The organism is Pseudomonas sp. X10, assembly GCF_054889225.1.
Genome location: NZ_CM142677.1, coordinates 2,814,727 through 2,834,943 on the forward strand (window position 1 = coordinate 2,814,727; position 20,217 = coordinate 2,834,943).

The following is a 20,217-nucleotide window of genomic DNA, read 5'->3' on the forward strand; positions in this document are numbered from 1 at the left end:
CTAGCGTACCGGTAGGGAGGATGGCTGGCATTGGGCAATCACCTGATGCACGCCACCATCGTCCTTAAGCCTCAAAACCCCATCGGCGAGTGCCCGGCCGTCAAGGCTGAGCATCAACTCGCCGTCATCGCTATGACAGACTTCGATGCGATAGTGGGTACTGCCGAAGCGGTAGTGCAGGACGTAGCCGGGCCAGTCGGCCGGCAGCCGCGGCTGTATGCGCAGCTTGTCGCCACTGCGCTGCACGCCCAGCAGGCTCTCTACGATCAGGCGGTACATCCAGCCCGCCGAGCCGGTGTACCAGCTCCAACCGCCTCGGCCGGCATGGGGTGGCATGGCATAGACATCGGCGGCCATCACATAGGGCTCGACCTTATAGGTATCGATCAATTCCGCACAGCCCTGGCGAACCGGGTTGATCAGGCGCAAGAGCTCCCAGGCCTTGGCGTTATCGCCCAGGTGGGCGAACGCCATGCTGGCCCAGACGGCGGCATGGCTGTATTGCCCGCCGTTCTCACGGACGCCCGGCACATAACCTTTTGTACCCAGGGTCCAGCGTACCTTTGTCGAAGGGCGGGTCGAGCAGTTGCACAATGCCGATGTCACGGCGTACCAGGTGGCGGTTCAGGGCGCTCATGGCTGTGCGGGCCCGTTCGGGCGAGGCGACCTGGGACAGCACGGCCCAGCTCTGGGCGAGGGAGTCGATACGGCACTCCTGATTGCTTGCCGAACCCAGCACCTGGCCGTCATCGAACCATGCGCGCCGGTACCACCCGCCATCCCAGGCATGGGTTTCAAGGTTGTCGCGCAACGCCGCCGCCTGCTGGCTGCAATGCAAGGCGAAGCTGCTGTCGCCTCGGCGTTGGGCAGTGTGGCCGAATTCCTGCAACACTTCATGGCCGAAGAACCCCAACCAGACGCTTTCGCCCAGCCCCTGTTCACCGACACGGTTCATGCCATCGTTCCAGTCGCCGCTGCCCATCAGCGGCAATCCGTGACAACCGCATTTCAGGCCATGGCCAATGGCCCGCTGGCAATGCTGGTACAGACTCTCCACCAAGGCTGAACGGGAGGGTAGGTCGTAGTAGGACTCTTCACCGGCGTTCAGTGCGCGGCCTTCGATGTAACCGACCTGCTCGTCCAAGACGCTGATGTCCCCCGTCACCTCCACATAGCGGCTGGTGGCCAGCGGCAGCCAGAGTAGGTCGTCGGAGCAACGGGTGCGCACGCCGCGCTGCAGTGGCGGGTGCCACCAGTGCTGCACGTCGCCTTCGGCATATTGCCGGGCAGCGCAGGTTAGCAGATGCTGGCGCGCTGCCGCAGGGTCCGCATGGATCATGGCCATGCTGTCTTGCAACTGGTCGCGGAAGCCGATGGCGCCGCCTGACTGGTAGAAACCGCTGCGCGCCCAGAAGCGGCAGGCGATCACTTGGTACATCAACCAGCCATTGGCCAGGACATCGAGCGCTGGCTCCGGGGTTTCGATCCGAACGCTGTCTAGCGTCTGGCGCCAGTAGTTTTGCACGCTTTCCAGCTCGACCGCTGCCGCCCTGAGCCCTCGGTACTGCTGCACGCGCCGGGTGGCGGCCGTGGCGTCCTGCTCGGCGCCAAGGCGGAACACCACTTCACGGCTTTCACCATCCGCCAGCGCCAGGCTGACCTGCAATGCCGCACAAGGGTCAAGGCCTGCGCCGGTGCGTCCGGACAACCGCGCACGGCCCATAGCGGCAGGCGCTTGGTAAGTGCCGTTGCGGCCGAGAAACTCGCTGCGGTCACAGGTGACACCCTGGTAGGGCAAGTCGCTGTCGAGGAACGCCACCCGCCCGGAGAACTCGATGGAGTAGGCGTTGCGGGCAAACAGCGCGCCGCTGAACGGGTCGGCCTCGCTGGCCACATGCATGGCCGACTTGCTCCGCAGGTCCCCCAGCACCCATTCCACGAAGCAGGTGACAGACAGTCGGCGTGGCCGGCCGCAGGTGTTGTACACCTTGAGCCGGGAGAACTTGACCGGGGCATCCAGCGCGACATAGACCCAGAGCTCACTGCGCAGGCCCTCTTCGACGTACTCGAACACGCTATAGCCAAAACCGTGGCGGGTACGGTACGTGCCTGGGCCGGGGCTGGGCTGCGCGGTGGGCGACCAGAAACGCCCGCTGTCCTCGTCACGCACATAGAGAGCTTCGCCGCTGGGATCGCTGACGGGGTCGTTGTGCCAGGGCGTCAAGCGGAATTCATGGGCGTTCTCGCTCCAGGTGTAGGCGCTGCCAACCTCAGAGATGACGCTGCCAAAGTGCGGATTGGCCAGGACGTTGACCCATGGCGCCGGGGTCGGCTTGTCGGCCAGCAGAGGAATAATGTACTCGCGGCCATCGGCACTGAAGCCTCCATAAGGGTTGTCGAGTAGCAGAGTCGGAGCCCCCGATACAGTTGGCTTCTTGCCGGGTGGGTGGACGTCCGCCAGGCTCGGCTCGAAAGGCGGCAGTGAGGGCACGACGCGCCGGCGGTGCAGTTGTTCGGCGAGGCTACCGTGGCTGTCGCTGAGCACCAGCCGCGCTACCGAGAGCATCAGGGTCCGGTCCTCGTCGGAGAGCTGCTGTGCCGGGCGGATGAATATCCCACCGGGCCGGTCGAGCAGCGCGGCTTCGCTGCCGGAGGCCACCACGCCCATGATCAGATCCTGCAACTGCTGGCGATAGCCGACCTGGTCTTCGTTCCAGATCACCAGGTCCAGCGCCAGGCCTTTCTGTCGCCAATAGGCATGGGCATGGACCATCTGCCTGATCAGCTCGATGTTGGCGGGGTCGCTGATCTGCACCAGTACGATTGGCAGGTCTCCAGAGATCGCCTGCCCCCACAGGCCGGACTGGTTGCGCCGGTTACTGGCCAGCTGTGCGCTGCTGCCGCGTAAGGACGCGTTGGCATAGATCACCGAAGCGGCCATCTGCTCGAACAGGCGGGCATCGGCCAGCGACCCGTTGAGCTGGCGCAACAGCACCTGGCTGTGGGTCCAGGCCAGGTCGAAGACCCGGTCGGCCAGATGGCGGTCTCGGTACTTGGTTATCTGCTGCAAGCAGGCTTCGCGGCTGGCGGCCACGCCAGTGACCAGGTCGATGGTCGCCGTTTGCCCTGGCTCTAGGGTGAAGCGGCAACGAATCGCGACGATCGGGTCGAGGACTGCTCCAGCGCTGCCGGAGAGTTGCCCGGCACCGGGTTCCAATGCTGCCGGGGCCTTCAGGGTGCGGCCCCGGCCAATGAAGCGGGCCCGGTCGGTTTCATAGGAAATGGCGTCGATATCTACGCCGTGAGCTGCCAGTACATGGCACATCCAGGGCACCGCTTCCTGTTGTGAACGTGGCCGCCGGGTGCAAACGATGGCCTGCAGTGGTCGTACTAGCTCGGTCTGGACAAACAGCTTGCTGAAGGCAGGGTGCAGCGCATCGCTGACTGCAGGTGCCAGGACCACCTCGGCGTAACTGGTCAGTTCCAGGGTGCGGCGCCCCTGTCCATGATTGGTCAAATGCAGCCGGCGCAGTTCGATATCGTCTTCGGGCGAGACGGCCATTTCGGTGTGGCAGTCGAAATCCAGCTCGCGCACGCGAAACTCAGCCCGGCCATCACTGAAGATCGCCTCTTGGCTTTTCGGCTTGTGCAGGGTCGGTTGATGGGTAGTGGACCAGTAGGTGCCACTGTCGACGTCACGCAGGTAGCAAAAGCTTCCCAGGCTGTCGTTGGCGATGTCCTCATGCCAGCGGGTCACGGCCAGCTCATTGCAGCGGCTGTAGCCGCCGCCGGTGTTGTTGACCATGACATGGTAGCGGCCATTGGAGAGCAATTGCACAGCAGGGCGTCGGCGGTCGGGGTCGCTGAACACCCGCAACTTCGTTTCGTTGGCCTGGACCGTTTCATCCAGCGCCGGAGCCTGGGACGCATGCAGGTATTGTGCGGCGGTTTTCGGCACCCGCTCCTGCAGCAACAGCATGCAGGCCTGGAACTGTGGGTCTGAGCCGAAGCGCCGTTGCATCGGCTTGTCCAGCAGGACCGAGGTCAGGGCAAGGAACCCCATGCCCTGGTGATGGGCCATGAACGAACGGATAACCACTGCGCTTTGTCCCGGCGGCAGGCGTGCTTCGCTGTAGTCCACGGCCTCATACAGCCCGAAGCGTCCGGCAAGCCCCTGTTCGGCCAGGCGCTGCAGGTTACGGCAGGCGGCAGCCGGCGCCACCATCAGGGCCAAGGCGCTGGCATAGGGGGCCACCACGCGCTCTTCGCCCAAGCCACGCTTGAGGCCCAGGCCTGGCACGCCAAAGGCGCGGTATTGATAGTTGAAATGCATGTCGAGGGCGTTGTAGGCCGACTCGGACACGCCCCATGGGATGCCCGACTGGTTGCCGTGATCGATCTGTCGGGTGACGGCGGCCTGGCAGGTCTGGTGGAGCAAGGTACCTTCGTAGCTGGGCATGACCAGCATGGGCATCAAGTACTCGAACATCGAACCGGACCAGGACAGCAGCACCGGCACACCGGCGTTGCTGGTAAGCAAGCGGCCGAGGGCGAACCAGCTGTCCTGGGGCACCTGGCCCTGGGCGATGACCACGAAGTTGGTCAGGCGCATCTCCGAGGCGAGCAGGTCATAAAAGGCGGCGTCGAGGCGATGCTCGTCGGCGTTGTAGCCGATTACGAAAAGATCCCGTTGGGGGTCATAAAGGAAGCTGAAGTCCATCTTCGCCAGGCCTGCAATCCGGGTTGCCAGGCGCGTGGAGACGCCAATGCGCTCGATTGCCAGGGCCTGGACGGCGGCGGCGGCGGCCTGTTCGGCCAGCGGCCAGTCGGCGGGGGCGAGCTGTGCCAACGCCCTCCAACTCAACGGCGCCTGCCACTGCGGATCGTTGCCAGGCGGCAGCTGAAAACGCAGCCACTCTGCTTGCAGGTCCAGGCATTGCTCCCGCAGCGTTTGCCACCAGAAGGCACAGTCGTCGGCGTTCACGTCTTCAGGCGCGAGGGGCGCAGAAGACGACTGTGCGATGAGCCGTTGCAACAGTTCGGGCAGATGTGACGCCGGGGCTGCTGGCGATATCAGCAGGCGCCCATGCACCTGCAGTGTCTCGTCGCGTATCGCCTGTACCTCGCCATAAGCGCGGCCATTGCTTTTCAGGGCTTGCAGCAGTACGTCCAGGGTGTCCAGCAGGCCTTGGGTCAAGCGCTGGTCCAACAAGGGCGCATCGGCCATTGCCAGCAGGCCGGGTCTCAGGGTCAGGAGCAAGCCGGCCAGGTTGCCGCTGTCCACAGTCGAGACATACAACGGCGACAGTGGCGTGAGGGCTTGGGTGTCGTACCAGTTGTAAAAGTGCCCCTTGTAGCGCTCCAGGCCACTCATGCTGTCAAGCATCGAGGTCAAGCGCTGGAACAGACGCCCAGCGCCCAGGTAGCCAAAATCGTGCGCGGCCAGGTGCGAGAGCAGCGCCATGCCCATGTTGGTCGGCGAGGTCCGGTGGGCGACGTTTGCATAGGGCGGCTCCTGGATATTGTCGGGGGGCAGCCAGTTGTCCTCAGGGCCGACATAGCGGTCGAAGAAGGCCCAGTTGCTGCGGGCCAGACGACGCAGGAAGCGCAGGTCGTCAGGCGAAGGATCGAAGGCAGTGCCAGCGCTGGCGCGACTTAGCCACCAGGCCAGTGCCGGGCTGAGCAGCCACAGGACCAGAATCGGCGAGGCAAGGGCGAGAACGACGGGCTGAAGGACCAGGGCACCTGCCAGCAGCAGGGCAATGACAGGCGCGACCCACAAGCTCCGATAGAGGCCGTAGAGGGTGTTGACGCTGGTGCGTTCCACCTCCCGCGAGGGACTCCATTGCAGCAACCGGCGTTTGCTGACGAACATGCGCCATAGGGTACGGGCGATGGCATCCAGGCTGTAATAGGCCTCGAAAGGCAACCAGGCCAGTGACAGGCCGGTGCGGACAAAGTGCAGGCCCGAGGCCCGCAACGCAGCTGACAGGTGTTCGCCAAACGGTACATCGGCGGTCTTGCGCAGCAACCTTGCGCAGCAACTCCAGGAGGGTGTTCAACAGCGGCTGGGTCAACAACAACACCAGCACGGCGAGCGTCCACAGGGCCGGGGACGAGGACACCAGCCAACTCCAGAGCAACACTGTCAGGAACGCTGCGGGTTCCAGGCTGCGCCGCAGGTTGTCAAAGATCTTCCAGCGTGAGAGCGCGCTGAGGCGGTTACGCGTTGCCCCATCGGCAGGTTTCGCTGTCCAAGGCATGAGCCATGGCAGCAGTTGCCAGTCTCCCCGTATCCAGCGGTGGTGCCGCTTGACGTCAGCGCTGTAGCGCGCTGGATATTCTTCGAACAGTTGCACATCGCTGAGCAGGCCGGAGCGCGCATAGCAGCCTTCGATCAGGTCGTGGCTGAGGATGCAGTTGTCGGCAAAGCAGCCATCCAGTGCCTGCTCGAAGGCGTCTACGGCGTAAATACCCTTACCGATGAAAGAGCCGTGCAGGAACAGGTCCTGATAGACGTCCGAAACCGCCCGAGTATAAGGGTCGACCCCAGCATCGCTGCCGAAGAGCCGGGCATAGGCCGAGCGCGACGCACTGGGCAGGCTGATGCCGACCCTGGGTTGCAGGATGGCGTAGCCGGAACTGATGCGACCCGTTTGCGGGTCGGGGCGGGGGCGGTTCAATGGATGCTGCATGGCACCGATAAACTGGCGCGCCGTGTCCCTCGGCAACTGGGTGTCGGTGTCCAGGGTGATGACGTAGCGCACGTTATCGAGTTTCGCTATGTCGCCTACGATCAGCATGAAGCGCTCACGGCCCCGGCCGCGCAACAAGGCATTGAGCTCGGCGAGCTTGCCCCGTTTGCGCTCGTGCCCCATCCACACCTGCTCGGCGGCGTTCCAGCCTCTTGGCCGATGCAACAGGAAGAATCGCTCGCCACCGGCCGCCGGGTACTTGCGATTCAGCGCTTCGACACGCTGGGCAGCCAACAACAACAGGCCGGCATCCTCGGGCAGGGTCTGCTGCGGGGCATCCATGAAATCACTGAGCAGCGCGAAGTGCAGGTGCTCATCGCGGTTGGCCAAAAAGCGCACTTCAAGCCCCTCGACCAGCTCCTCGACATCGCCGGCATTGGCCATCAGGGTAGGGACTACGACCAAGGTCCGGGCATTGGCGGGTATCCCGTCCTTGTAATCCAGGCGGGGCAGGAAGGAGGGCTTAACGCTCAGGGTGACCAGCCAGTTGACCAGACCGATGGCCAGGCGGCTGGTCATCAACAAGATGGGTAAGGCCAGGATTGCCAGCACTGCGACGGACCAGCCGTCATGGTAGATGGCCTGGAGGAAGACCCAGGCGAAGAGAAACGAGAGCAGCCCTACGGGCCCCAGGTAGAAGGTCAGGGGAGCCCGGTGCAGCAAGCGCTGCCAACGCTCAGCGTAGGGCACACGGGCACCGAGCCTTTGTTCCAGGAGCGACAGGCCTGGGCCGATCAGATAGAACCCTACGTGCCCTGCCTGCTCACCAAGTGCGGGGGCAGGGGTGTTCGACAGTTCAATGGCCAACCCCGCGACCGCGTCTTCGCTATACGCGCAATGGCGCGCCAAACGCTCGATCACATGGCGGTAATGATCGCGGCTGGCGAAGTCCATGGCTGGGTACACCTGGGCGGGGTCCTTGCCCAGGGTGCGCTCGACATGGCTCATGCGTTCGACGAACTCACGCCAGTCATGGGTCGACAGCAGCCGCAGGCTACCGATGCAATTGCTGATGGAGACCTGGTCAACCGCCTGTTGCTGAGCGTCGACCTGGACCTGTCGTTCGATGCTGAGCCCGGACTCGGCAAGTACCTGTTCGACCCAGGCCAGCGGCTGGGTCAGCGGCGCACTCTGTCCTTGCAGCCGCCTGGCCAGCTCGGCAACGAAAGCCTCGCTCATCGACGGTGCCGAGTGGGCCATCTCCGCGATCACCAGAACCACGCTCTTGACGTCGCGTTCGGCGACTTCGATGAGGCGGTCGGCCCAATCGTTGGCCAGGTTGCGATCGGCCCAGTTGGCCATGACCCGTGCGGCAACCCGGCGCAGGTTCTCGATCAAGGCCAGGCGCAGCATGATGGGAATTGCCCACAGCTCGCCCAGGGTCAGCGCGTTGATGCTTTGATAGGACTCGACAAAACGGCTGAGGCTTTGCGCATCGACACGGCCATCGCCATGGGAGATGGTCTCCAGGGCGATGTCATAGGCACGCGGCAAGCCCTTTGACGGGCCATTGGCCAGGCGCGGCAGCTCCCGGCTGTAGCCGGGCGGCAAATGGGTCTTGGCGATGCGGATGTGCGCTTCGACCAGGTAGAAATTGTCCAGCAGCCATTCTGCCGCCGGCGTCACCCGGCGCGAGGTAGGCAGCGCCTTGGCGAACGCGGCACAACAGGTGGACAGGGTGGCTTCATTGTCTGCCAGGCGGCCGAGCAGGGCGTCGGCAGCGCAGAGGGCGCTGAGCTGATGCTGGCTGGCCAGGAATGTGCCATGGCCAGCCATCTGTTCGGCGCCGAATAGCTCCGCGCGTAACAGGCTTTCGTACTCAAACGCACGCGGCGGCGTTGGACGCCAACGGCTCAACGTGTCTGGCAGGCGCTTGAGGAAGGAGAGGGCGCGAGGCCAAGGGTTATCCATAGTGTCCTTGCTGAACGAAGTCCGACCAGTAAGGAGTCAGTCTGCCGGGGCGGCGCAGCACGGTCTGTTCGGTAGCGAACAGACCCACCTGGGCATTTCGCTTAACCTGGCTTTGTCACTCATTGATGGCCGGCTCCCGCATGAAACCGCCGATTATCACCACCCTTGAAGCGTCTGGACGCCTTGAAGCGGCGAACCACTCGGCCGATGTCCTTTTTGACGATCTGGACCGAGGGTTGCTGCTGACTGCGGAAGATGGGCGCATCGAAAGCGCCAACCTCACGTTCTGCCGCTGGATTGGCTACACACGGGAGGACTTGCTCCGGCTGAGGATCCAGGACTTGATGAGCCTGGAAGCGAGGACGTTCCATCAAGCCTACTGGAGGCCGCTCATGCGACTCCAAGGTGCCGTGGCCAGCGTCAAGTTCGAGCTTGTGCATCACATCGGCTACTCAGTCCCTATGATGCTGAGTGCAATCAGCTGTGCGCACTCCAGTGGCATCTTTCATGAACTCACCTTGTTCAAGGCCGAGGACTGGCCGAAGTACGAGCGGGAACTGGTAAACGCCCGGTTGCTGGCTGAACGGCATCTGGCCAACAACCTCAAAGTACAGCGCGCCAAGGACATCGCCCAAGGCGAGCTATACACCGTCTATGCGGCGGCCGAAGACCGGGCGGCGTTCGCCGAACAGATGCTTGGTATTGTCACTCACGACCTGCGCAATCCGCTGTCGGCTATCAAGATGGCGGCGGAGATTCTCTGCCGTCGGGAACAGGACGCAAAGACAACCCAGTTGCTTGGCCACATCACGCGCTCGACCGAACGGGCGCAGCGCCTGGTCGCAGACCTCCTGGACTTCACCCAGATCCGGGTAGGGCGGGGCATTGCCATCAATCCGACGCCGTTGAACCCTCATGAAGCTGTCGCCAGTTGCCTGGATGAGTTGCGTCTGGCGTTTCCCGAGTATGAGGTGCTGCACAAGGCTATCGGAGAGGGTGTCCTTGTCGTCGACAGTGATCGCCTCTGTCAAATGCTCGGCAACCTGGTGGCAAACGCCATGGCTTATGGTGATTCGAAGTTTCCGGTAACGGTCACATCCTGTGTGGATGCCGAGACGGTCACCTTCGCGATACACAATCAGGGCCCGCCGATTCCTGCCGGGCTTTCGCACAACCTCTTCGAGCCGATGATCCGGGGTCACAACGAAAACGCGGAGTTGAGAAGCGTAGGGCTTGGCTTGTTTATCGTGCGTGAAATAGCGAAGGCCCACGGCGGGGAGGTGAGGGTGGTTTCCTCGGAGAGTGAAGGGACGAGCTTCATTGTGATGTTTCCACGGGTCTAGGCTTCACGCCCTGAACAAAGCCCCCACGTGTGACATGGGGGCTCTGCTGGCAAAAACCACGGATTAGAATCGCGGTTTGACGGCCTTCCAATCGGCCTTGTACTTCTGCATTTGCTTAACATCATCGCGCTGACGGATGCCGCAGCTCAGGTACTGATCGTTCAGCTTGCCCAACTGATCGTAATCCAGCTCCAGGCCCAGGCCAGGCTGATCGGTGATCTGCACGCAGCCATCGACGATGGGCAACTTGCCGCCCTTGATCACTTCTTCGTCCGGCTCTTGCCAGGGGTAGTGGGTGTCACAGGCGTAGTCCAGGTTCGGCACCGAGGCCGCCACATGGGTCATGGCCATCAGGCTGATGCCCAAGTGCGAGTTGGAATGCATCGACACCCCGAGGCCAAAGGTTTCGCACATCTTGGCCAGCGCCTGGGTATCGCGCAGACCGCCCCAGTAGTGATGGTCGGCGAGGACGATTTGCACGCTGTTCTGCGCCACGCTGCGGCGGAACTCGTCAAAGTCCGTCACTACCATGTTGGTCGCCAACGCCAGGCCTGTGCGCTTATGCAAGTGGGCCATGCCATCCAGGCCTGGGGTAGGGTCCTCGTAGTACTGCAGGTCATCGCCCAGCAGCTCGGCCATACGGATGGCGGTCTCCAGCGACCAGTTGCCGTTCGGGTCGATGCGCAGCGGGTAACCCGGAAAGGCTTTCTTCAAGGCCTTGATGCAGGCCACCTCGTGTTCGGGCGGCAGGGTACCGGCCTTGAGCTTGATGCTCTTGAAACCGTATGCCTCGATCATGCGCCGGGCCTGGGCAACGATCTGCTCCTCACTCAGGGCTTCGCCCCAGTTGTCGGGCGCGTAGGGGGAGTCGACATGTTGGGCGTACTTGAAGAACAGATAGGCGCTGAAGGGCACACGGTCGCGCACTGCGCCACCCAGCAGGTCTACCAGCGGCACGTTCAGCGAGCGCGCCTGTAAGTCGAGAAAGGCTACCTCGAACGCTGAATACGCGTTGCTGACCGCCTTGCTGGCGTGAGAGCCAGGCGCCAACTCTGCACCCGCCAGGCTGGCCGGCTTGTGTGCCGCGACCGTGGCTTGCACGACTTGGCGCAGGTGATTGAGGTTGAACGGGTCCAGGCCGATCAATTGGTCTTTGAGCTGCTCCTGGATCGCCAGGGCCGGGGCATCGCCATAGCTCTCGCCAAGCCCGATGTAGCCGTTGTCGCTTTCGATCTCGATGATCGAGCGCAGCGCGAAGGGCTCGTGGATGCCACTGGCGTTGAGCAGCGGCGGGTCGCGAAAGGCGATGGGGGTCACGGTCACACGTTTGATCTTCAACTCTATTCTCCCGGCAATTCAGGGTTTGAGGTTGGTCGATGGGCGCAGGGCTGCGTGGGCCTGCGCAGGTTTATCCTTTGGGACCAGGCCTTGGTCTCCACGCGGCATAGTGCGAGCAAAGAAGACCACCACTGCAGCAATCAACGAGGTGGTCGCCAGGCCGTACAGGCCTCCTTCGATGGAGCCAGTGGTTTGCTCCAGGATGCCGAAGGTGGTGGGCGCGACGAAGCCGCCGAGGTTACCGATGGAGTTGATCAGCGCGATCACCGCCGCCGCGATGCGAGCGTCCAGGTAACCCTGCGGGATAGGCCAGAAGAGCGCCGAGGCGGCTTTGAAACCGATAGCTGCGAAGCAGATCGCGATGAATGCGAACACCGGCCCACCGGTGGTGGACATGAACATGCCAAAGGCGGCGATCACCAGGGTCACGGCGACCCACGCTTGTTGGTGCTTCCACTTGCTGGCCAGGGCGGCGAAACCGTACATGGCCACGATGGAAATGATCCATGGCACCGAGTTGAACAAGCCCACTTCGAAGTCACTGAGGCTGCCCATTTTCTTGATCATGCTGGGCAGCCAGAAGGTTGCGCCGTAGATGGTCAGGGCAATGGAAAAGTAGATGAAACAGAACAACGCGATCTGCTTGTCGGCGAGCAGCTTGAAGATCGACGGTTTGATGACCTGCACGGCTTCACGGGCCCTTTGTTCCTCGGCGATGGCATTGATCAGCGCGGTTTTTTCTTCTTCGCTGAGCCACTTGGCCTCACGTGGGTGGGACTGCAGCCAGAACCAGACGAAACCGCACAGCACGACCGAGGCAAAGCCTTCGATCAGGAACATCCATTGCCAGCCGTGGAGGTTAAAGCCACTGATGCCAAGCAAGCCACCGGAGACCGGGCCGGAAATGACCGACGCAATCGCCGAACCGCTGAGAAACAGCGCCATGGCTTTACCGCGCTCGGCCGCCGGTAACCATTGGGTGAAGTAGTAGATGATGCCGGGGAAAAAGCCTGCTTCGGCGGCGCCGAGGATAAAACGCAGCACGTAGAAGCTGGTTTCGCCGCGGACGAACGCCATGGCCATGGCTGCCGAACCCCAGGTAAACATGATGCGCGTGAGCCAAGCGCGGGCGCCAAAGCGTTGCAGCAGCATGTTGGAAGGGACTTCGAATAACGCGTAACCAATGAAGAAAAGCCCTGCACCCAAGCCGTACGCCGCAGCGCCGATGCCCAGGTCGGTTTCCAGATGGGTACGCACGAAGCCGATATTGACCCGATCGATGTAGTTGACGATGAACATGACGACGAACAGTGGCAGCACGTGCCGCTTCACTTTAGCGGCCGCTCGGGCGAGCACGGCCGGGTCCGTCGAACTCAGGACATTGTTCAAGGGGGCGACTCCCGATGATTGTTTTTGTGGGGGTTGAGCCGATGATGGACCTTGCTATTGTTCCCGTCTAATCTAAGTTGGCATAGGATTGATACCAGGATTAGATCAATGTTCGAGCTTGCTCAACTGCGCTGCTTCACGACCGTGGCGACTGAACTCAACTTCCGCCGCGCGGCGGAAAAACTCAACATGACCCAGCCGCCACTCAGCCGTCAGATCCAGCTGTTGGAACATCATCTGGGCGTGGACCTGTTCACCCGTACTACCCGCAGCGTCGAGCTGACCGCTGCCGGGCGGGCGTTCTTCATCGAGGCCCAGGCCTTGCTGGAGAGGGCCGAGCAAGCGTCGGTGCTGGCCAAGCGCTTCGCCGAAGGAGATATCGGCACGGTAAGCATCAGCTTCGTCGGCAGCGCGGTGTACGAGTTTCTGCCCAAAGTGATCGCTGAAGCCCAGGTCAACCAACCTCATGTGAAGGTGTCCCTGAGCGAAATGAACACCTACCAACAACACGAAGCCCTGCGCGCGCGCCGCATCGACCTGGGGATCGCCCGCGCACCCTTGCAACAACCGGGCTTTGCCACCGAGTGCCTGGTACGCGAGCCATTCGTGCTGGCCATGCCGAGGCACCATCGCCTGGCCAGCGCCGCTCAAGTGGGAGTAGGGGACCTGGATGGGGAGCCGTTCCTGATGTATTCCCACGCCGCCTATCCGCCGTTCAACGAACTACTCACCGGCATGTTCCGCTCCGCCCAAGTAGCGCCGGAATACGTACAGTGGCTGGGTTCTTCGCTGACCATCCTGGCACTGGTAAATGCCGGGCTGGGCATGGCCCTAGTTCCCCGTTGCGCCACCAACGTAGTGTTCAAAGATGTAGTGTTTCGCGAAATTGACTTGGGGGAAGGTGTAAAGAGCGAACTGCACTTGATCTGGCGGGCAGACAACGACAACCCGGCGTTTCGTATGCTGCTGGAAGGTATTCGCGGAGCCGTGCAGGCGGGGCCGGGTTTAGGTTAATAATTATAACTACACTAAATAACTATTTAGTGTAGTTATAGGTTTTTGTTATTAAAAGCGTAGGAGGGTGCTGAACAACTCCTGCATTGCGACTTCTCGGCCGTGAAAATCTTTTGTCGGGTGCGGCTTGCGGTGGTCAACCTTAGGGCGTCGCCGAACGGCGATCAGGCAAGATGAGATCAGTCGAGAAACAACTGAGATCGCGTCCGAGCTTACTGGTTGTAAATGAGCATTTCGAGCCTGTTTTCAACACAGCATGGTCTACGCGCAGGCATTGTTCAGGACTCCCAGGTACACGTTGTGATCGGATTGGAAGTCTTGTCGATCAGTCCTGAACGGCAAGATCGGTACGATTGGTGAAACCCGCGAGCGTGGTTCGGTGCGATTACTGCTGCGCATCGGCACCTGCAAGGCATTGGGGAAACAGGTCGCAAGCATCCTGACAAAGCAGGATCCGTCAGCGGGCCATGGCTTGGCCAGAGACAACCAGGCGCTATCTCTGGCCGCATAATCAGGAACGATCGGTGTTCGCAGCAAGCCGTTGTCCGTATGGAGCCGAGAGTTCGACGTTCTATGAATCGATGTTGATGAGGACTCTACGTGGAGTATTACTGGGAACGTGGCTCGACGAGCCTGTTCATCACAGGTTTCGTTGTGGGAACACGTGGAGCATGTTGTTGCGGAGCGAATCAAGGGGTGTCCCAGGTTTCAAATCTGTCCACCACCGGGCCTCTGGTCTCTATATTGGCCTTCCTATAATGTATATTATGTTAAACCAGATGCTATGTCAGAAATGTTCATGAGCTGCCTAAGCCACTGATTCGACGAATGCGGTTTGGACGACTAGTCTTGCAACGGGCCATGTCCATAGTGTTCATGAAGAGTCCTCGAGTGAGGTTGCTGCCCATGAAACTGATTCAGTGCCGTTTCTCTTCTGGTCAACGACTACCGCTGCTCGTGCAAGCTGGTGACGCAGCGCCGCTGCCCATGCTTGTCCCTTTCATTTACGTCCAGCTCAAACTCAAGCATCGTGCATACAGTACCGCCGCAGCGCACCTGCGCGCGATCCAGGCTTTTTACACCTATGCCAAAAGCCGTGACCTCAATATTGATGAAGCCATCTTGGCCTGCCACTTCGAGGCGATTCTTGCGTTACTGGACGGTTACGCCATCTGGCTCCAAAGTCGCCGCCAAGCCGACAACCTGGTGGCCCGAATTGGCAAAGCTGACACTGTATTTTTTCAGCAGATCGGTTCACGAACACGGGACCAGTACCTGCGCTTGTTGAAGAAATACCTGTCTTGGTGTGTTACCCGTTACCTCCCGCGCGCCCGTCAGAACTCAGCCACACACGCTGACATCGACGTGGTATTTGCCGATGTCGCCGACGTCATTGAGCGGCGATTTGAGAGCCATATCATCAATGCTCGTCCCGACCGCACTCGTTACCGCAGCCTGACAGATACGCAACTACAGATCGTTCGGACAGTGATTCGCCCTGGCGCTGCGGAGAATCCGTTCCCGGAGCGTTTGCAACTGCGTAATTGGCTAATGATTGAATTGCTCTTGGAGACCGGCATCCGTCGCGGAGAGCTTCTGAAGCTCTACACCACGGATATTAATAAGGGTTCTCAGCACGCCTACGTCAGCATCAATGATCGCGAAAATGACCCGGGCGACCCCCGTGCTGAAGAGCCTGCGCTAAAAACGCACGGACGAACCGTAGGTATTTCTACACAGTTGTATGAGGTCTACGAGCACTATATCCAGAGCGAGCGGCGCCCTTGGCGTGACGGTAAACCGATTAAATTGCCGTACCGCTATTTGTTCATCTCGGATCGAGGCCGCCCGTTGTCGGTTCGCGCATTGTCTAACGTCCTCGATCGGCTGTTTCTGAACATTGAACTGGCGCATCCAGGGTTGTTGCCTACTCTCTCTGCACATGACTTTCGTCACACCTTCGCCGATCGTTTCTTGGCTTACCTGGTCGAGCAACGTAGGTACGACCTAGACCGCGCTACGGACGAACTCCGACGAGTCTGCGGGTGGGCTGAGACTTCGGCGATGCCACGTCGTTATGCAAGTCGTTATCTAGCCGAGTCTGCGAACCGCCATAACGCCCAGCGTGCCTCGGCAGCTTGGGGCCGACTTGACAGTTAAGAAGGTTCGTCGTGACTAAATCAGCCGATCGCGAACAGGCATCACCCTCCTCCTTTCCTCCGGCCTACGTGTTCGAGGGCCCGGCTCTGGTTGCGATTCGAACTCGCACCACTGATCAGCGAAAGTACGTCGATACCCGTTTGCCGATATGGACCTGGTACGACGGTGGGCTCGCAATGACAATCGATTGGGCTGAGCTCCATCTCAATCCTGACATCATGCAAATTGCCAAAGCGTTCGTTGCATATGCACTCGAAAAATACGCACCGGTAACGGCATTTAAAGCATCCGGAGTGTTTGGACGGCTAGCTGAAAGCGAGATCTCACGCAAATTTCCTTGGACAAGGCAAGAAGTGGTCACGATAGTAAGTGCATGGAAAAAATCTCGCGAAAGCATCATCTTTTTTAGAACCTTCTATCGATGGGCGCTTGGTCGAGGAATATTGGGCTTCGACAAAGAAACATATCTCGCACTTAAAGAGATAAAGACGAACCGCGTTGATCCTTATGAGCGGATATTCTTATCCCAGTCCGGCCTAGCCCTTAATGAAGAGATTCGACTCCTTAAGCGCATTGAACGAGACCTTTCATCTGATTCTTGGGAGGAATTCCAGCTAAATATAATTCTTCACTTAGGATTCGAGCTCGCGCCGAGGTCGATCCAATTTCATTCACTAGACGTTACGGATTTTGAGTTCATTGAAAGCGCTGATCATGAGAAGTACTACACCCTATGGCTACCCATGGCTAAAAAGGTCGGCCAGCGCAGACCTGAGCGGCGCCCCCGCAAAATAACCACCCGCCTCGGTGAGAAAATCTCACGCCACGTTTTAGAAATTCAACGCCGTTTTGGTAGCGACTGTGGACCATTATTCGTCAATCCTTGTGGACGGCGTCTCTCGGTTATTGAAATCGGTTCAGGCCTCAAACACGAGCTGGGGGAAGCTGGGATAGATAGGCCGAATCAGGTAACCATGTTGTTGCGTCATCACCTCGGGCAAGGCTTGGCGGATCAGGGAACTCCGGCAGACATGATTGCCGAACTGCTCGGCCACAACAGCACGGTTGCAGCGCGTGCTTACGTAACGGCCACCCCCAACATTGCCCGGGTCAAAGAGAAAGCACTAGGTAAAAGCCCGGCCTATCAACGCATCATGCGCAGCTTATTAACTGGGGAAATCGTCCAACGCCGCGATGCGGCTCCTGAAAGAGCCGTCCGCGGTGTCATTGATACGCAATACATAGGCGATATTGGTGCCTGCGCCCTGCCCGTTCATACCCACTGTCCCTACAACCCTATATACGCGTGCTACACCTGCAAGAAGTTCCACCCCTTTGCTGACGGCCGCCATGAGCAGGTAAAGGATGCGCTCCAGCGGGAGGCCCAACGGTTCATTGATATGGCAGAACTAGCCGGTGACCTCATACACAACCGGCCCCTCGCCCAGCATCAGACAACCATCCTAGCGGTAAGCGCTACGATCGAGCGCTGCCGGCAACAAAATGAGGATGCTGCAGATGACGCTGTCTAGAGCAAGTCAACGCCTCGAAGGTTTTGTTACACAGGAACAAGCGATTTTCCATTCGCTACCGATTTCAACACCGTGGGCGTCATCGTTATGGGGCGTCGGAGGTTGGTTACCACAACGGGGAAAGCAAAATACGCTCACCTTCGAGACGCACCGGCAAGCACTCGAAAAAACGGGCTATCCTACTCCGGCGAAGGGCCCACTCCCTCTCGTGTTCCAAGATTTTAACAAGGCCCTGATTGTGTATTTACAACGCACCCGGAGCCTGAAGTTTTCAATGGTGGCTGCATACAATATTGCCGTCCGGCGGCTATATAACCCCTTGTTTGAGCGCGGAGTATCCGACCCCACACAATTGACACGTGGCGACTTTGATCGCGTCGTGGGATTTCTCCGTGAGAGTGGCTACAAGAATCTCTATGATGCGATCTCTCACCTCCAAGTAATAGCGGATACGATTGATAATCTGCAATTAACCGAGATCGCCATCCACTTTGAGCATGATGCGAAACCGGAAAAACGCCGGCACGATTACATTTCACTGCACGATCCTGATCGAGCGGTAAAACAGCGTAAATCTGATGATAAATTACCTTCTCGTGAGGCGATGGAGGCATATGCTATATGTTCGAACAATCCACTTAGTGACGGCGAAGAAATTTTGCTGCGAGTTATCGACTTATTGATAGCGACTGGGCAACGAGGTAACGAAGTAACAGTAATACCCTATGATTGTTGGGTCGAAAGGCCGATCAAAGGGGCGACAGGAGAAGTAGTTGTCGATGCCCATGGCAAGCCTCTGGTCGAATGCGGGATTAGATACTTTGCAGAAAAGCAATTTCAATCACGGGTTCACTGGCTGGCTGAAAGCGATATTCCTCTAGCCAGGCGCGCAGTAGAGCGATTAAAAACGCTAACCACGGAACAACGAAAAATTGCCGCCTGGCAAGAGCTCAACCCAGGACGTATTTGGAGTTACCCCCCTCAGTCAGTGATCTCCGATGCAAAAGTCTTGGACTGGCTAGGTTTTAGCGAAGCAAGAAGCGCAAGCAGAAATCTATACCTTTTCCTCACACGCAACGGTGTCCATCCGTTTGACAATGAACCGGACGATAAGCGAAGAAGGTCGTTAAAGCGGCGCTACGTCGCTGGGGAGATTGAGCGATTGATCGTCCCGAAGCTCCGTGGGCACGCGGTGCTGACAGAAAATGTCGGGGGACAGGTTCGTATTGTACTTAGAACCAGCGAAACGCTTGCCATCGCTTTCGACGGGCAATTTCGTTTCGGTGGACGTGAGGCGAATGTGTTTCGTGCGGTCCCGCGTCGGGTCACCATCGTGGATATCAATCACGCATTAGGTGACGATGAAAAATACACGTCCATTTTTTCGCGCCGTTCATTAACCGAATCCGATGGGACTCCGATTCGCCTCACAAGCCATCAGCCTAGACACTGGCGGAACACCATTTATCACTTGACCGGAATGAGCGATGTTCAGCAAGCGTTGGCCCTGGGGCGCAAACGCCTCGACCAAAATGTTTATTACCAACACACGAGCATTGAAGAAAACACCGCTGCCCATCATGAGTTCCTGGCGTTCAATAGCTATCGCGAGCGCCTCGACTTTCTACATGCAGGCATAAGAGATAAGCGCATTCATGGCGCTTTGACCGACAGTTATCATGCTTTGCTATCAGATAAAGGTACAACAACTGCAGAAGCATTCCTCACCGTACACGCCACGGCGCTGCATGTGACCCCTTTCGGAGGTTGTATCCACGATTTCTCCCAAGCACCCTGCCCTAAGCATCTTCAGTGCTGGAATGGCTGCTCGCATCTACATCTGATGGGCACTCCATCGGAGCGGGTCAACCTTGAAGAACAAGCTAAGAATCTGACGAAGGCAATATCCATCATGCGAGACGCAGGGACCGGAGAGGCAGGCAGCGATGTATGGCTAGCAGACCAGGAAGACAAGCTTAACAATTTAAAATCTGTCCTTGCACGCGATACCAGTGGAGGTGTGCAACGCGTGTTTCCAAATGGGCGTCCAATCACGGTTGCGGACTCGGACAAACGACACAGTTCGGTATCAGATGACTAGGGGCAACTATGGCACGACGACAGACATTGAGGGGCAGCACTCTTGACGAAGCAATAGACGCTCTCCTCGCCCAGATGATTAGCTCAGGAGTGGAGCTCGCTCCCATTTCCCGACCGGAGGTTCAGCGCCGACTGGGCCTGACAAGCCGAGCTACGCTAGGAGGTGAGCGTGGAGACAGAATTGAGGCCGCCCGTATTGTTCAAATGAGAGAAAGCGGGAGGGATCCGGATGGTGCCCGCCGACGCAGAAGTCTCGAGGAGCGTATTGCAAGTCTTCAAGCGGAGAACGCTGCGTTGGCAAGACAGCGAGACAAGCTTTTCGAGGCTCTGTCAGTAATAGCACACAACTGCCTTATGAACGGTTTGGACGTAGAGTCAGTAATGGCACCGTTGAGAAACACCCAATAAATCAGATTAGTAGTCTTCGTATCGACTACAGATTACGGCATGGTAACCCGCCCACAGTGCTAGACAGGACTGCGTCAGATCTGACGACTACACATTACGGTACACGTATCCTGACTACTTCGTTCCAGACGCAAAACGTTGACATGTGCGCCTACCGCTCGTAGAGTCTGTCTGGTAGCCCTTGAGGCACTTGAGCTTTATCTCCCCTTGAGGGATCTGCAAAGCCCGGTAACGACCGGGCTTTTGCCTTTCTGCTGTATTGCACTG

General features: G+C 59.3%; 7 protein-coding genes and 1 pseudogene. 5 read left to right on the plus strand and 3 right to left on the minus strand.

What is annotated here, in order from left to right; translation table 11 throughout:
* Window positions 1-8,666, minus strand: a pseudogene (locus ACYU03_RS12945) (GH36-type glycosyl hydrolase domain-containing protein).
* Between the two features lie 140 nt (window positions 8,667-8,806).
* On the opposite strand from ACYU03_RS12945, the gene ACYU03_RS12950 reads away from it, so the two are divergent.
* Entirely contained in the window at window positions 8,807-10,009 is a 1,203-nt protein-coding gene (locus ACYU03_RS12950) for a PAS domain-containing sensor histidine kinase (protein WP_461891310.1), read from the plus strand.
* A gap of 63 nt (window positions 10,010-10,072) precedes the next feature.
* On the opposite strand, the gene ACYU03_RS12955 is transcribed toward ACYU03_RS12950, so the two are convergent.
* Together ACYU03_RS12955 and ACYU03_RS12960 are read right to left on the minus strand one after the other, a co-directional pair.
* Complete coding sequence (locus tag ACYU03_RS12955; protein ID WP_461891312.1) at window positions 10,073-11,347, minus strand: glucarate dehydratase family protein; 1,275 nt, start codon at window positions 11,345-11,347, stop codon at window positions 10,073-10,075.
* 18 nt (window positions 11,348-11,365) lie between these two features.
* Window positions 11,366-12,703 carry an MFS transporter gene (locus ACYU03_RS12960; protein WP_461891457.1) on the minus strand — a complete coding sequence of 446 codons (1,338 nt, stop codon included), beginning with the start codon at window positions 12,701-12,703 and terminating at the stop codon, window positions 11,366-11,368.
* Window positions 12,704-12,844: 141 nt separating this feature from the next.
* Here ACYU03_RS12960 and ACYU03_RS12965 point away from each other — a divergent pair, with 141 nt between their 5' ends.
* From ACYU03_RS12965 to ACYU03_RS12980, 4 genes are all read left to right on the plus strand, one after another.
* Window positions 12,845-13,750 (plus strand): LysR family transcriptional regulator, encoded by a 906-nt coding sequence (locus ACYU03_RS12965; RefSeq protein WP_461891314.1) that lies wholly within the window; start codon window positions 12,845-12,847, stop codon window positions 13,748-13,750.
* Between the two features lie 906 nt (window positions 13,751-14,656).
* Window positions 14,657-15,910 carry a tyrosine-type recombinase/integrase gene (locus ACYU03_RS12970; RefSeq protein ID WP_186664806.1) on the plus strand — a complete coding sequence of 418 codons (1,254 nt, stop codon included), beginning with the start codon at window positions 14,657-14,659 and terminating at the stop codon, window positions 15,908-15,910.
* An 11-nt stretch (window positions 15,911-15,921) separates the two neighbouring features.
* Complete coding sequence (locus ACYU03_RS12975) at window positions 15,922-17,442, plus strand: site-specific integrase (RefSeq protein WP_186664803.1); 1,521 nt, start codon at window positions 15,922-15,924, stop codon at window positions 17,440-17,442.
* Complete coding sequence (locus ACYU03_RS12980) at window positions 17,429-19,543, plus strand: hypothetical protein (protein ID WP_186664800.1); 2,115 nt, start codon at window positions 17,429-17,431, stop codon at window positions 19,541-19,543. Before ACYU03_RS12975 ends, ACYU03_RS12980 begins: the two co-directional genes overlap by 14 nt.
* Window positions 19,544-20,217 lie beyond the last annotated feature (674 nt).